Source organism: Streptomyces sp. NPDC001135 (genome assembly GCF_053598395.1).
Genome location: NZ_JBSFKD010000001.1, coordinates 427,441 through 439,796, shown reverse-complemented (window position 1 = coordinate 439,796; position 12,356 = coordinate 427,441). Strand labels below are relative to the sequence as shown.

Here is a 12,356-nt window from a genome sequence, read left to right as displayed (position 1 = left end):
GGCGCCCCACGCCGAACCGGCCAAAGCCGAGCGCAGCGACTACTACGCGTCGTAGTCCCGGTCGAAGCGGTCTTCCATCTCCGCTTCCGTGTCCTCGATGTCACGCATGTTCTCGTGACCGCGCTGGGGCTGCTGGCCGCGCTGCGGCTGCTGCTGGCCACGCTGGGGCTGCTGGCCACGCTGGGGCTGCTGGCCGCGCTGGCCGGCCCGCTCACGGGCCTCACCGAGCTTCTGCTTGCCCTGTTCCTGCCACTCGTTGGCCTTGTCCTTCATACCCATGTGGGTTCACTCCCGTAGTGGGTGAGGTGGGGGAATCGGCCCCTCCGGTGGGGCCTCACCCAGATTCACACGGCCGACCACGGTGTGCATGTGGATCAGTCACGGCGCGTAGCGCGAGCTGCTTCGTCCGCCGCCCCACCCGCACCGACGAGTCCGGAGCGCATCCCCTGCAGACGGGGCGCGAACCGCTTCATCTCGCGCTGCCCGACCGTCCCGATGAGCGCCGGCAGATACCCGCGCACGCCCTGCATGCCCCTCAGCCACCACTGCCCGTAGACATGCGCCGAGCGCCGCTCGATCCCCGCGACGATCCGGTCCACCGTCGGCCCCAGCGGGTACGTCTTGTTGGACGGCCACAGCAGCCGCTGGCGCAACTCCCGCATCACGTCGTCCTGGTCGGCGCCGCGCACCATGTCGGTGTCGGTCCAGGACAGGTACCCGACGCCGACGCGCACGCCCTGGTGGCCGACCTCGGCGCGCAGACTGTGCGCGTACGCCTCCACACCCGACTTGGACGCGCAGTACGCCGTCATCATCGGCGCCGGGGTGATCGCGGCGAGCGAGGCGATCTGCAGCAGATAGCCCCGGCTCTCCACGAGCACCGGCAGGAACGCCCGCGCGGTCACCGCCGAACCGATCAGGTTGACCTCGATCACGCGCCGCCATGCCTGCGGATCGGAGTCGACGAACGGACCGCCCGTCGCCACACCGGCGTTCGCCACCACGATGTCGACCTTCCCGAACCGCGCCTTCACCTCCTGCGCGACCCGCGTCATCGTCTCGTGGTCGGTGACGTCGGCGTACCAGTGGGCGCTGTCGCTGTGCAGGCGCGAGGCGACCTCTTTCAGCGCCTCCTCCTCCAGCCCGACCAGCGCGACCTTCGCGCCGCGCGCGGAGAGCTTGCGTGCCAGCAGCTCACCGACCCCGCGCGCCGCTCCGGTCACGACCGCGACCTGTCCTTCGAGGCTGACCCTGCTCATGCGCCCTCCTTGATCTGCGCCGGGGTGGAACGGTGCCCGTCGTGCTCGTCGCCGGAGTCGGTCCCGGTGACGTACGTGGTGACGAGTTCCCGGATCCTGCCGATCACCAGGCCGGGAGCCTCGATCGGGGTCATGTGGCCCACACCGGCCAGCTCGGTGAGGCCGACGCAGTGCGGCAGCGTCGCGACCAGCGCGCGGGCGTGCACGGGGGGCGTGAGCCTGTCGGACGCGCCGTGCACCACCGCGGTGGGCGCATGCAACTCCCGTACGCCGTGGTCGAGATCGAGCGCCTCGAGCACGCCGGCCCAGGCGTGGCGCACGGCGGGCGGGCAGGCGTGCACGATCCGCGCGCACGCCTCCACCATGTGCGGTGCGCAACCGGCGCCCATGGTGGCGTACTTGAGGATGCTCTTCGCAACCGGCGTGACCGGTCCGAGCGGGGCGCGCGCGCCTAGAACACGCCCGGTGATCCAGGTGCGCGTACGCCCGGCGCGCAACGGCACCACACGCGCCTGCGCGACCAGCCGCGAGCTGCCGGTGCTGCACAGCAGGACAGCGGCGGCGTGCTCACGGAACCGTGGGCGCGCGGCCGCGGCCATGACCGTCATCCCGCCCATGGAGTGGCCGACGATCAGCGCCTTCTCGCCGCGCGCGAGCGTCTGCGCGAGCACCGCTTCCAGGTCGTCCGCCAGCGCGTGGGTCGTGCACGCGGGGCTCGCGGGACTGCGCCCGTGCCCTCTCTGGTCGTAGGCGATCACCCGGTGGTCGGCCGCCAGGTCCCGTGTCTGCGCGGCCCAGAAGGCGGTCGAACAGGTCCATCCGTGGGAGAGGACGACGGGGGGCGCGTCCTCGGGCCCGTGCACCTCGACATGCAGCCGCGCGCCGTCGGCGGAGTCGACGGTGAGCTCACGGGAGGGGACGGGCGGGGCGTAGGGGCCGGAGGTGACGGAGGCGCGGCGGCTCATGCGACGGCCTCGCTCTGCTTCCCGGGCACCGTGGCCGGCCTGCGGATGACCTCGTACTCGGAGAGGTCCACCCGCCGGGTCGCACGCCGGAACTCGGACGTCGTACCGGGCCAGACGGTGGTGTTGCGGCCGCTCGCGTCCAGGTACCAGCTGGTGCAGCCGCCGGTGTTCCACACGGTGCGCGTCATGCGCTCCTGGACCTTGCGGTTCCAGTCCTCGACGGCCGCGGGCCGGGCGTCGAGGGCCGTACGGCCCCCGAGGACGTCCAGTTGGCGCAGATAGTCGGCCATGTAGTTCAGGTGGGACTCGATCATGAGGATCATGGAGGAGTTCCCGAGGCCGGTGTTGGGCCCGATGATCGTCATCCAGTTCGGGAAGCCGGCGGCCGCGGCGCCGCGCAGCGCCTGCATGCCGTTCTTCCAGGACTCCGCGAGCGTGATGCCCTCGGCCCCGGTCACCCGCTCGGCGATCGGCATGTCCGTGACGTGGAAGCCCGTGCCGAAGATGATCGCGTCGACCTCGGCCTCGGTGCCGTCGGCCGCGACGACGGTCGAGCCTCGGATCTCGCTGAGCCCGCTGGCGACGACGTCCACGTTCGGCCTGGCCAGCGCCGGGTAGTAGGTGCTGGACAGCAGGATGCGCTTGCAGCCGATGCGGTAGTCGGGGGTGAGCTTGGCGCGCAGGGCCGGGTCCTTGATGGCGCGGGCCATGTTGCGCTTGGCGAGCCGTTCGACGAGTCCGAGTTCGTCGGGGCGCTTGGTGAACGCCTGGACCTGCAGTTCCCGGATGCCCCAGAGCATGCCGCGCCTGAGCTGGGTGGTGAAGGGCATCGACCGGTGCAGCCGGCGCTCGGCGCCGCTGATGGCCCGGTCGACCCGGGGCACGATCCAGGGCGGGGTGCGCTGGAAGAGGGTGAGCCGGCCGACCTGCGGCTGGATGGACGGCACGATCTGGATGGCGGAAGCACCGGTGCCGACCATGGCGACGCGTTTGCCGCGCAGATCGTAGCCGTGGTCCCAGCGGGCGGAGTGGAACACCTTGCCCGGGAAGGAGTCCAGGCCCGGGATCTCCGGGGTCTTCGGGTCGGACAGCGGCCCGGTGGCGGAGACGACGACGTCGGCGGTGAGCGTGCCACGCACGGTCTCGATCTCCCACCACAGGTTCTGAGCGTCCCAGGTCATCATCTTCACTTCGGAGCCGAAGCGGATGTGCGGGCGCAGCCCGAAGAGGTCGCTGACGTGCTCCAGGTAGGCGCGGATGTGCCGCTGCCCGGAGAAGGTGCGCGGCCAGTCGGGGTTGGGCGCGAAGGAGAAGGAGTAGAGGTGGGAGGGCACGTCGCAGGCGCACCCGGGGTAGCTGTTGTCCCGCCAGGTGCCGCCGACGCTGTCCGCCCTCTCCAGGACGACGAAGTCGGTGATCCCTTCCCGGCGCAGCCGCACCGCGGCCCCCAGCCCGCCGAACCCGGACCCGATCACCGCCACCCGTACATGCTCGTGCTCGGCCATCCCGAAGCCTCCACGCATCACCTTGGACTCCGCCAGTGAACACTGGCGCAATGGGACTGTAGAGCAGCTCCGTACCGAGCGGTAGGGGGCGCGAAGGGAAAGTTACCGGCGGTACAACATAGGCTGCGGGCGTGGCAGACGACGGTGGACGCAAGGCGAGTCAGGGCGCCCGGCACGAGGAACAGGACGGCGCGCACCAGGACGCGCACCACGGCGCGCACGGCACCGGGCCGCGCGAGTACCGGATGGAGGAGCTGGCACGCCTGGCCGGCATCACCGTGCGCACCCTGCGCTTCTACCGCGAGCGCAAGCTGATCCCGCCACCCCGCCGCGAGGGCCGTATCGCCTGGTACGACGAACACCACCTGGCCCGCCTGCGCACCATCGCGGCCCTGCTGGAGCGCGGCCACACACTGAACGGCATCGCGGAGCTCGCGGAGGCCCTCGACCAGGGCCGGAACGTCGCCGACCTCCTCGGCGTCGACACCCCGAGCGAGGAGGAGCCGGTCCGCCTCACCCCCGAGGAACTCGCCGCCTACTTCGAGGACGAGGTCACCGCCGAGAACCTCGCCGCCGCCCTGGAACTGGGCTACCTCGGCACGGACGGCGACGAGATCGTCCACATCAGCCGCCGGCTGCTGGACGTCTCCTCCGCGCTGGTCCGCGAGGGCATCCCGCTCGGCGAGGTGCTCACGGCCGCCGCCCGTGTCCGTGAACACGCCGACGCCCTGGCGGAACTCTTCACCGACCTGATCCTGCGCCACGCCGCCCAGGAGGACCTCCCCCGCCTGCGCCCCCTGGCCCGCAGCGTGGTGGAGGCGGAACTCTCCCTGGCCCTGGACCGGCGCCTCACCAAGGAGACAGGCGCGCACAACACCTGAACGCGCCCCGGCGCGAGGCCGACTCCGCGCGCCTACAGGTCGTAGACGACGGTCACCGGCGCGTGGTCGGACCAGCGCTCGGCGTGCGTGGCCGCGCGCTCGACGAAGCCCTTGACGGCCTTGCCGGCGAGCCGGGGCGTGGCGACGTGGTAGTCGATGCGCCATCCGGAGTCGTTGTCGAAGGCCCGCCCCCGGTACGACCACCAGGTGTACGGTCCGTCGACGTCCGGGTGCAGGACCCGCACGACATCGACGTAGCCGCCCTCCTCGGCGGCGAACACCCGGCCGAGCCACTCGCGTTCCTCGGGCAGGAAGCCTGAGTTCTTGGTGTTGGCGCGCCAGTTCTTGAGGTCGGCCTGCTGATGGGCGATGTTCCAGTCGCCGCACACGACCACCTCGCGGCCGTCGGCGGCGGCCCGCTCGCGCAGTTCCTTGAGGTGGCCGAGGAACTCGCCCATGAAGCGGACCTTCTCGTCCTGCCGCTCGGTGCCGACCTCACCGGAGGGCAGATAGAGGGAGGCGACGGTGACGCCGGGCAGGTCGGCCTCGACGTAGCGCCCGCTGCCGTCGAACTCGGCCGAGCCGAAACCGACACGGACGCGGTCGGGCTCACGCCGGGTGTAGAGGGAGACGCCCGCGCGGCCCTTGGCGGCCGCCGGGGCGTGCGCGACGTGCCAGCCGTCGGGCAGCCGCACCTCCTCGGGCAGCTGGTGCGGCTCGGCGCGCACCTCCTGCAGGCAGACGACGTCCGCGGAGGTCTGCGCGAGCCACTCCACGAAGCCCTTCTTGGCGGCGGCTCGCAGTCCGTTCACGTTCACCGAGGTCACAGTCAGCACCAGGGCACGATACCGGCACACTGGTCGGGGCCCGGAAAGCCCCGTCCCCGACCCCCGCATAGAAGTACGATGCCCAGCATGAATATACGCCGTGTCCGTTTCGACCACCCCGACGCCATGAAGCTCAACGACGAGGTGCAGGCCGAGTACGCCGAGCGTTACGGCGACGACGGGGACGCCACCGTCCTCGACACGGCGGACTTCGACCCGCCTCACGGCGTCTATCTGATCGCGTACGACGAGTTCGACCGTCCCGTGGCCACCGGCGGCTGGCGCAGCCAGGACCGCAACGAGGAGGGCAACGAGGACGGCGACGCCGAGCTCAAGCGCATGTTCGTGATCGCGGAGATGCGCGGCCTGGGTCTCGCCCGCCGCATACTCTCGGCCCTGGAGGAGGATGCCCGCATGGCCGGACGCGTCCGCATGGTCCTGGAGACGGGCTCCAAGCAGCCGGAGGCCATCGCCCTGTACACCTCCAGCGGCTACGAGCCCTGCGCCAAGTTCGGCTACTACCGCCACTTCGAGGAGAGCCGCTGCTTCGCGAAGAAGCTGTAGACACGATGAAGCCCCAGTCGGCCTTCGCCGACTGGGGCTTCATGCTGCGTGGACCTGAGGGGATTTGAACCCCTGGCCCCCTCGATGCGAACGAGGTGCGCTACCGGACTGCGCCACAGGCCCTTGCAACGAGTGAAACTTTAGCATCCCGATCGGGGTGCTCGGAAATCCGCTCCCTGACTGGTCAGCGCGCCTTCCCGAAGTGTGGCGGCCGTCACTCGTTGGCCGCGCGCGGGCGGTCGCCGTCCTCGTACTGATCGAAGAGGGGCGTGCCGCCGCGCTCGCGCGCCCGGCGCGCGGAGGCCGCACGGCGCGCGTCGCTGCGGCCGTCGGCCGCCCTGCCCTCGGCCGCGGGCGCCGGCTCGGTCGCCCCGGCCTGCGGCGCACGGCTCGCCTCGTGCTCCGGAGCGACCGAGCTGGAGCGCGCCGAACTCCATGTGCCCGGTGCCCCCAGATCCACGTCGGACGTGGCACGCGGCGCGACCGGTGCGGTCACGTACGTCGGCAGGGGCACCGGCACCGGTTCCCAGCTGTCCCCGCCGGGCCGCCGCTGCCGCTCGCGCTGCTGGTCGACCCACTCGGCGTGGTCCGTCTGCTCGACCAGGGCGCGCCGGTCCGCGGCGAGCGCGGCGAGCCCGGTGTCGGTCTCGGCCTGAGGGGCCTCCTCCGTTTCGTCCGCGCCGGCTTCCGTCTCGATGGGCGCGCGCCGACGCGGCTGGCGCTCCCGCAGGCGCTGTGCGGCGTCCTCGGCGCGCCGGCGGTCCATCTGATACGCGAAGCGACGGCGCTCCTGGGAGCGCAGATAGGCGATGTACGCGCTGAGCAGCATGGCTGGTGCGGCCGGTGCCCACAGGAAGGTGAGCCCGCCGACGGCGGCGACGATGGCGCCGAACGTGAAGGCGAGGAAGAGCATGACAGTGGTGCGCCGGCGGCGCGCGAGGACCTTCGAGCGCTGGGCGCGCGCTGCGGCCGCCTGCGCCGAGGGTGAACGCCGCGCGGCCGGCACACGCTTCTGCGCGGGCGCGGTGCCGGACGGGGACACGCTGCCGGTCGCGGGCGCGGTGCCCGGCGCCGGCACGACACCGGACGGGGGCTTGGGCTTGACCTTGGCCTTGGGTGCCGGCCCGGCGGCCTGCTCGCGTGCCGGTTCCGCCTTCACGGGCGCGTCGAGTTCGACGTCGGCGTGCACCTGACGGCGGGTCGGAGGCATGGCGAAGGCCCGGACGTCCACCGAGTCGGTGACCGCGTCCGGGTCGCCGGTGTCCGGCTCCCCCTCCTCGGTGGAGCGCGCCCGCAGGTCCTTGGCGTACCGGCGCTCCATTCCCGCCCGTCCGGACAGCAGCCGGATGGCGGTGCTGAAGCGTTCCGTCGGACGGGCCTCGTTCAGCTCGTCCTGCCTACGGAGCCACATCGGCACCAAGTAGGCGGCCCAGGCCCCGACAATGACTGCGTAGATGAGGCCGCTGCTGCTCACGTCTCACACCGTAGAGGGGTTTGCGTGAGGCCATCTGCCAATTGGGCCGGTGTGTCGCACGATCTGGCTGATATTTCCAGCTTCTTTTGCGACCGATGCGATCAGCGGACCACCGTAGGCGTGAATTGAATGACTCCGAGACGGTCAACGGCCGATCAATTTCGAACACACATTCAATTTCCCGTGCTCTGGGGTTTCTGCCGCACCTGCTGGGATCGGGCCCGCTGCCACCGCGCGAGCAACCCGTCGGGCACCTCTTCCGCGGTGAGCGCGAACACCAGATGGTCGCGCCAGGCCCCGTCGATGTGCAGATAACGCGGCCGGAGCCCCTCCTCGCGGAATCCGAGTTTCTCCACGACCCGGCGGCTGGGCCGGTTCTCGGGGCGAATGCAGACCTCGATGCGGTGCAGTCCGACCGCGCGGAAACAGTGGTCCACCGCGAGCGCGACAGCCGTCGGCATCACCCCGCGACCGGCCACGGCCTCGTCCACCCAGTAGCCGATGTGCCCCGAGCACATCGACCCCCAGGTGATCCCGGCGACCGTCAACTGACCGACGAGCCGCCCCTGGTACTCGATGACGAACGGCAGCATCCGGCCCGCGTGGGCCTCCGAACGCAGGTGCCGGACCATCTGGCGGTAGGTCGGCCGGTGCACGAGCGGCCCGCTCGGCGTGGGCGGCGGAATGGTCGCCTCCCAGGGGCGCAGCCAGTCCCGGTTGCGCCGGTTCACCTCGCGCCAGGCCCGCTGGTCGCGCAGCTTTATCGGCCGGAGGACGACATCGCCGTCCGCCAGCACGACGGGCCAGGAAGGGCTGTTCAGCTCGCACCCCCGCTACTGGGTCTGGGATGGTCGCCGCCGCGGAGCTGGTCGACGGCGTGGACCAGCAGGGGCTCCAGCACGGCGAGGCCGTCCTTCACCCCGCCCGTGGAGCCCGGCAGATTGACGATCAGGGTCCTTCCCGCCACCCCGGCCAGGCCCCGGGAGAGCGCCGCGGTCGGAACCTTCTGCCGTCCGAACGCCCGGATGGCCTCAGCGATGCCCGGCACCTCGTGGTCGATCACCGCGCGGGTCGCCTCGGGCGTGCGGTCGGTGGGGGAGATACCGGTGCCGCCGGTGGTGACGATGACGTCGTACCCGGCGTCGGCTCCCTCGCGCAGGGCCGCTTCCACGGGATCTCCGTCCGGGACGATCCGCGGGCCGTCGACGGCAAACCCGAAGCCCTTCAGGCCGTCGGCGATCAAGGGGCCGCCCTTGTCCTCGTAGACACCCGCGGCAGCCCTGTTGGAGGCGGTGACCACCAGAGCGCGGTAGGTCATGCCCGGCTCCAGTCGCCCGACTTGCCGCCCGTCTTCTCCTCCACCCGTACGTCCGTGATGACCGCTCCCTTGTCGACCGCCTTGACCATGTCGATCACGGTGAGCGCGGCGACCGTCACGGCCGTGAGGGCCTCCATCTCGACACCCGTACGGTCCGTCGTCTTCACGGTGGCCCGGATCTCCACGGCGTCGTCCGCGACCGACAGATCCAGTTTCACACCGGACACCGACAACGGGTGGCACAGCGGGATCAGGTCCGGGGTGCGCTTGGCGCCCATGATGCCGGCGATACGCGCGGTGGCGAGTGCGTCCCCCTTGGGCATTCCCTCGCCGCGCAGCAGCTCGACCACGCGGGGTGAGACGAGGACGCGGCCGCTGGCGCGGGCGGTGCGCGCGGTCACGTCCTTCCCGGATACGTCGACCATGCGAGCGGCACCCGCGTCGTCGATGTGCGTCAGTCGGTCCTCGGTACTCATGGCTGTGGCGCTCCCGGTCCGGGCCCGTCACAGTGCGGTGCACGGGCCTGCTGTGCGCGACACGGTACCGCCAACCAACGGGGCTCAGCCGAGCAGGACCACCTCCACCTCGGCGCCGGACTCGACGGACTCCACGTCCTCGGGAACGACGATCAGCGCGTCGGCGTGCGCCAGCGCGGCGATCAGGTGCGAGCCGGTGCCGCCCACGGGGGTCACCTCGCCGTCGCCGTACGCACCGCGCAGGAACTGCCGACGCCCCTGGGGCGAGCGCAGCGCCTTGTCCGCCTTCAGGGTGGCCCGGACCCGGGGCCGGTGCACGTCCGTGAGGCCCATCAGGGCGCGGATGGCGGGACGGACGAACAGCTCGAAGGAGACGTACGACGACACGGGGTTGCCCGGCAGAGCCAGCAGCGGCGTGTGGTCGGGGCCGATGGAGCCGAAGCCCTGGGGCTTGCCGGGCTGCATGGCGAGCTTGCGGAACTCCACGCCGCTGCCCGCCTCGTCCTCGTCACCGGCGTACGACAGCGCCTCCTTGACCACGTCGTACGCCCCCACGCTCACCCCGCCCGTGGTCACCAGCAGGTCGGCGCGGATGAGCTGGTCCTCGATGGTGGAGCGGAGGGTCTCGGCGTCGTCGGCGACGGCGCCCACCCGGTAGGCGATGGCGCCGGCGTCCCGCGCGGCCGCGGTCAGGGCGAAGCTGTTGGAGTCGTAGATCTGGCCGCCGGCCAGTTCCTCGCCGGGCTGGACGAGTTCGCTTCCGGTGGACACGACGACCACGCGCGGGCGCGGGCGCACGCGTACCGTGCCGCGGCCGATCGCGGCCAGCAGTGCGATCTGCGGCGGGCCGAGGATCGTCCCGGCCTTCAGGGCGCGGTCGCCGGCCTTCACGTCGCTGCCCTTGGCGCGCACGTGCGCGCGTGCCTCGGCGGGGCGGTGCACGCGCACGTGGCCCTCGGCGCCCTCGGGGGCGAGGCTGCGCGCCCGCATGCCGCTCACCGGGCCCTCGCCGAGTCCGCCGTCGGTCCACTCCACCGGGACGACGGCCTCGGCGCCGGGCGGCAGCGGGGCGCCGGTCATGATGCGGGCGGCCTGGCCGGGGCCGACCCGGACCGGGTCGGCCACGCCTGCCGCGACGTCACCGACGACCTCCAGGACGGCCGGGAACTCCTCGCTGGCGCCGGCGACGTCCGCGACCCGCACCGCGTACCCGTCCATGGAGCTGTTGTCGAACGGCGGCAGGGACACCGGCACCGTGACATCGTCGACCAGGACGCAGCCCTGGGCGTCGAGCAGTTGCAGCTCGATGGGTTCGAGGGGGCGGACCGTCGAGAGGATGTCCTCCAGGTGGTCGTCCACCGACCACAGCTGGTCCGGGCCGGCGGGGTGGGTCGCGGCGCTGCTCAAGATTGCTGCATCTCCTCGGCTACGTAACTGCGGAGCCAGGTCCGGAAGCCCGGGCCCAGGTCTTCACGTTCGCACGCGAGTCTGACAATGGCACGCAGGTAGTCGCCGCGGTCGCCGGTGTCATAGCGGCGGCCCTTGAAGACGACACCGTGCACCGGGCCGCCCACCTTCTCGTCCGTCGCGAGCTGCTGCAGCGCGTCGGTGAGCTGGATCTCCCCGCCGCGGCCCGGCTCGGTCTTGCGCAGGACGTCGAAGATGTGCGGGTCGAGGACGTAACGGCCGATGACCGCGTAGTTCGACGGGGCGTCCGCCGCGTCCGGCTTCTCGACCAGTCCGGTGACCCGCACGACGTCACCGTCGGCGGTCGCCTCCACGGCCGCGCAGCCGTAGAGGTGGACCTGCTCGGGCGCGACCTCCATGAGGGCGATCACACTGCCCCCGTGCTGCTGCTGCACCTCGATCATGCGCTGCAGCAGGGGGTCGCGCGGGTCGATCAGGTCGTCGCCCAGGAGGACCGCGAAGGGCTCGTGGCCGACGTGCGGGGCGGCGCACAGCACCGCGTGGCCCAGGCCCCTGGGGTCGCCCTGGCGCACGTAGTGCATGGTCGCCAGGTCGCTGGACTCCTGCACCTTCGCGAGCCGTTCGGCGTCGCCCTTCTTCTCGAGCGCCGACTCGAGCTCGTAGTTGCGGTCGAAGTGGTCCTCGAGGGGACGCTTGTTCCGCCCGGTGATCATGAGCACGTCGTCGAGCCCCGCCGACACGGCCTCCTCGACCACGTACTGGATCGCCGGCTTGTCCACGACCGGCAGCATCTCCTTGGGAGTGGCCTTGGTCGCCGGCAGGAACCGGGTACCGAGACCCGCCGCGGGAATGACAGCCTTGCTGATCCTCGGGTGCGACTCAGTCATGCCCGCAACCTTATCCGGTGCCTTTGCAGGGAATCTGTGGCTCTGGTTGGTTGACCCTTATATGGCCGCATCGGAAGGGTGCAGGGACGAGCCGTGGAACACGACGGACGCGCGAGCGAGCCTGACAAGCGGATGTTGCGGCGGGAGTTCCTGTCGGTGAGGAACAGGTTGACGGCCGATGACGTCGACGAGACGGGGCGCGCGCTGGCGGAGCGCGCGCTGGAACTGCCCGAGCTGGCGTGTGCGCGCACGGTGGCGGCGTACGTCTCGGTGGGCAGCGAGCCCGGCACGGCGGCGCTGCTGGACGCGCTGCGCGCGCGGGGCGTACGGGTCCTGCTCCCGGCGCTCCTGCCCGACAACGACCTGGACTGGGGCGCATACGCCGGTCCGGGCTCCCTTGCGCGGGTCCAACACGGCGGCAAGATGGCGCTCTTCGAGCCCTCCGGCGCGCGTCTCGGTCCGGACGCCGTGACGGCCGCGGACGTGGTGCTGTTGCCCGGTCTCGCGGTGGACGCGCGCGGGATGCGCCTGGGGCGCGGCGGAGGGTCATACGACCGCGTGCTGGCCCGCCTGGAGCGCGCGGGCGCACGCCCCCGGCTCGCGGTGCTCCTGTACGACACGGAGGTCGTCGCACGCGTCCCCGCGGAGGCGCACGACAAGCCGGTGCACGCGGTGGTGACGCCCTCCGGCGTGCGCCGCTTCCCGAGCGCCTGACCGGACACGGCACGGAAAACGGCCCTCCACGCGTGCGTGGAGGGCCGTTTCGCGCGCC

Annotated in this window: 14 protein-coding genes and 1 tRNA gene; 3 read left to right on the top strand and 12 right to left on the bottom strand. The window is 71.8% G+C overall.

What is annotated here, in order from left to right:
• Positions 1 to 42 precede the first annotated feature (42 nt).
• The 4 genes from ACWC94_RS02190 to ACWC94_RS02175 all read right to left on the bottom strand — a co-directional run bounded on the left by ACWC94_RS02190 (position 43) and on the right by ACWC94_RS02175 (position 3,729).
• Positions 43 to 279, bottom strand: a complete 237-nt coding sequence (locus ACWC94_RS02190) for a hypothetical protein (protein WP_450794428.1) — start codon at positions 277 to 279, stop codon at positions 43 to 45.
• 95 nt (positions 280 to 374) lie between these two features.
• A complete protein-coding gene (locus tag ACWC94_RS02185; RefSeq protein ID WP_450794427.1) occupies positions 375 to 1,259 on the bottom strand; it encodes an SDR family oxidoreductase in 885 nt (294 codons plus the stop codon).
• The gene (locus ACWC94_RS02180) at positions 1,256 to 2,224 is read right to left on the bottom strand and encodes an alpha/beta fold hydrolase (protein ID WP_450794426.1); all 969 of its coding nucleotides are present in this window, start codon (positions 2,222 to 2,224) and stop codon (positions 1,256 to 1,258) included. Before ACWC94_RS02180 ends, ACWC94_RS02185 begins: the two co-directional genes overlap by 4 nt.
• Positions 2,221 to 3,729 carry a flavin-containing monooxygenase gene (locus tag ACWC94_RS02175; protein WP_450794425.1) on the bottom strand — a complete coding sequence of 503 codons (1,509 nt, stop codon included), beginning with the start codon at positions 3,727 to 3,729 and terminating at the stop codon, positions 2,221 to 2,223. The genes ACWC94_RS02180 and ACWC94_RS02175 overlap by 4 nt, the downstream gene beginning before the upstream one ends.
• Positions 3,730 to 3,974: 245 nt before the next feature.
• On the opposite strand from ACWC94_RS02175, the gene ACWC94_RS02170 reads away from it, so the two are divergent.
• Complete coding sequence (locus ACWC94_RS02170; protein ID WP_450794608.1) at positions 3,975 to 4,610, top strand: MerR family transcriptional regulator; 636 nt, start codon at positions 3,975 to 3,977, stop codon at positions 4,608 to 4,610.
• Between the two features lie 32 nt (positions 4,611 to 4,642).
• On the opposite strand, the gene ACWC94_RS02165 is transcribed toward ACWC94_RS02170, so the two are convergent.
• On the bottom strand, positions 4,643 to 5,446 hold the full coding sequence (locus tag ACWC94_RS02165; RefSeq protein WP_450794424.1) for an exodeoxyribonuclease III: 804 nt from the start codon (positions 5,444 to 5,446) through the stop codon (positions 4,643 to 4,645).
• 78 nt (positions 5,447 to 5,524) lie between these two features.
• Here ACWC94_RS02165 and ACWC94_RS02160 point away from each other — a divergent pair, with 78 nt between their 5' ends.
• Complete coding sequence (locus tag ACWC94_RS02160) at positions 5,525 to 6,001, top strand: GNAT family N-acetyltransferase (RefSeq protein ID WP_450794423.1); 477 nt, start codon at positions 5,525 to 5,527, stop codon at positions 5,999 to 6,001.
• Between the two features lie 49 nt (positions 6,002 to 6,050).
• Here the strand turns inward: ACWC94_RS02160 and ACWC94_RS02155 are convergent.
• The 7 genes from ACWC94_RS02155 to galU all read right to left on the bottom strand — a co-directional run bounded on the left by ACWC94_RS02155 (position 6,051) and on the right by galU (position 11,584).
• Positions 6,051 to 6,124 (bottom strand) — tRNA-Ala (locus ACWC94_RS02155).
• 91 nt (positions 6,125 to 6,215) lie between these two features.
• On the bottom strand, positions 6,216 to 7,475 hold the full coding sequence (sepX, locus tag ACWC94_RS02150) for a divisome protein SepX/GlpR (protein WP_450794422.1): 1,260 nt from the start codon (positions 7,473 to 7,475) through the stop codon (positions 6,216 to 6,218).
• A gap of 173 nt (positions 7,476 to 7,648) precedes the next feature.
• On the bottom strand, positions 7,649 to 8,272 hold the full coding sequence (locus ACWC94_RS02145) for a GNAT family N-acetyltransferase (protein WP_450794421.1): 624 nt from the start codon (positions 8,270 to 8,272) through the stop codon (positions 7,649 to 7,651).
• A 20-nt stretch (positions 8,273 to 8,292) separates the two neighbouring features.
• Positions 8,293 to 8,793: a MogA/MoaB family molybdenum cofactor biosynthesis protein gene (locus ACWC94_RS02140; RefSeq protein WP_450794420.1), complete on the bottom strand. Its 501-nt coding sequence runs from the start codon at positions 8,791 to 8,793 to the stop codon at positions 8,293 to 8,295.
• Positions 8,790 to 9,269: a cyclic pyranopterin monophosphate synthase MoaC gene (gene moaC / locus ACWC94_RS02135; RefSeq protein WP_450794419.1), complete on the bottom strand. Its 480-nt coding sequence runs from the start codon at positions 9,267 to 9,269 to the stop codon at positions 8,790 to 8,792. Before moaC ends, ACWC94_RS02140 begins: the two co-directional genes overlap by 4 nt.
• An 84-nt stretch (positions 9,270 to 9,353) precedes the next feature.
• The gene (glp, locus tag ACWC94_RS02130; protein WP_450794418.1) at positions 9,354 to 10,676 is read right to left on the bottom strand and encodes a molybdotransferase-like divisome protein Glp; all 1,323 of its coding nucleotides are present in this window, start codon (positions 10,674 to 10,676) and stop codon (positions 9,354 to 9,356) included.
• Positions 10,673 to 11,584, bottom strand: a complete 912-nt coding sequence (gene galU / locus ACWC94_RS02125; protein WP_450794417.1) for a UTP--glucose-1-phosphate uridylyltransferase GalU — start codon at positions 11,582 to 11,584, stop codon at positions 10,673 to 10,675. Before galU ends, glp begins: the two co-directional genes overlap by 4 nt.
• 132 nt (positions 11,585 to 11,716) lie before the next feature.
• Between galU and ACWC94_RS02120 the strand changes: the two genes are divergently transcribed.
• Positions 11,717 to 12,298: a 5-formyltetrahydrofolate cyclo-ligase gene (locus ACWC94_RS02120; RefSeq protein ID WP_450794607.1), complete on the top strand. Its 582-nt coding sequence runs from the start codon at positions 11,717 to 11,719 to the stop codon at positions 12,296 to 12,298.
• Positions 12,299 to 12,356: the final 58 nt, after the last annotated feature.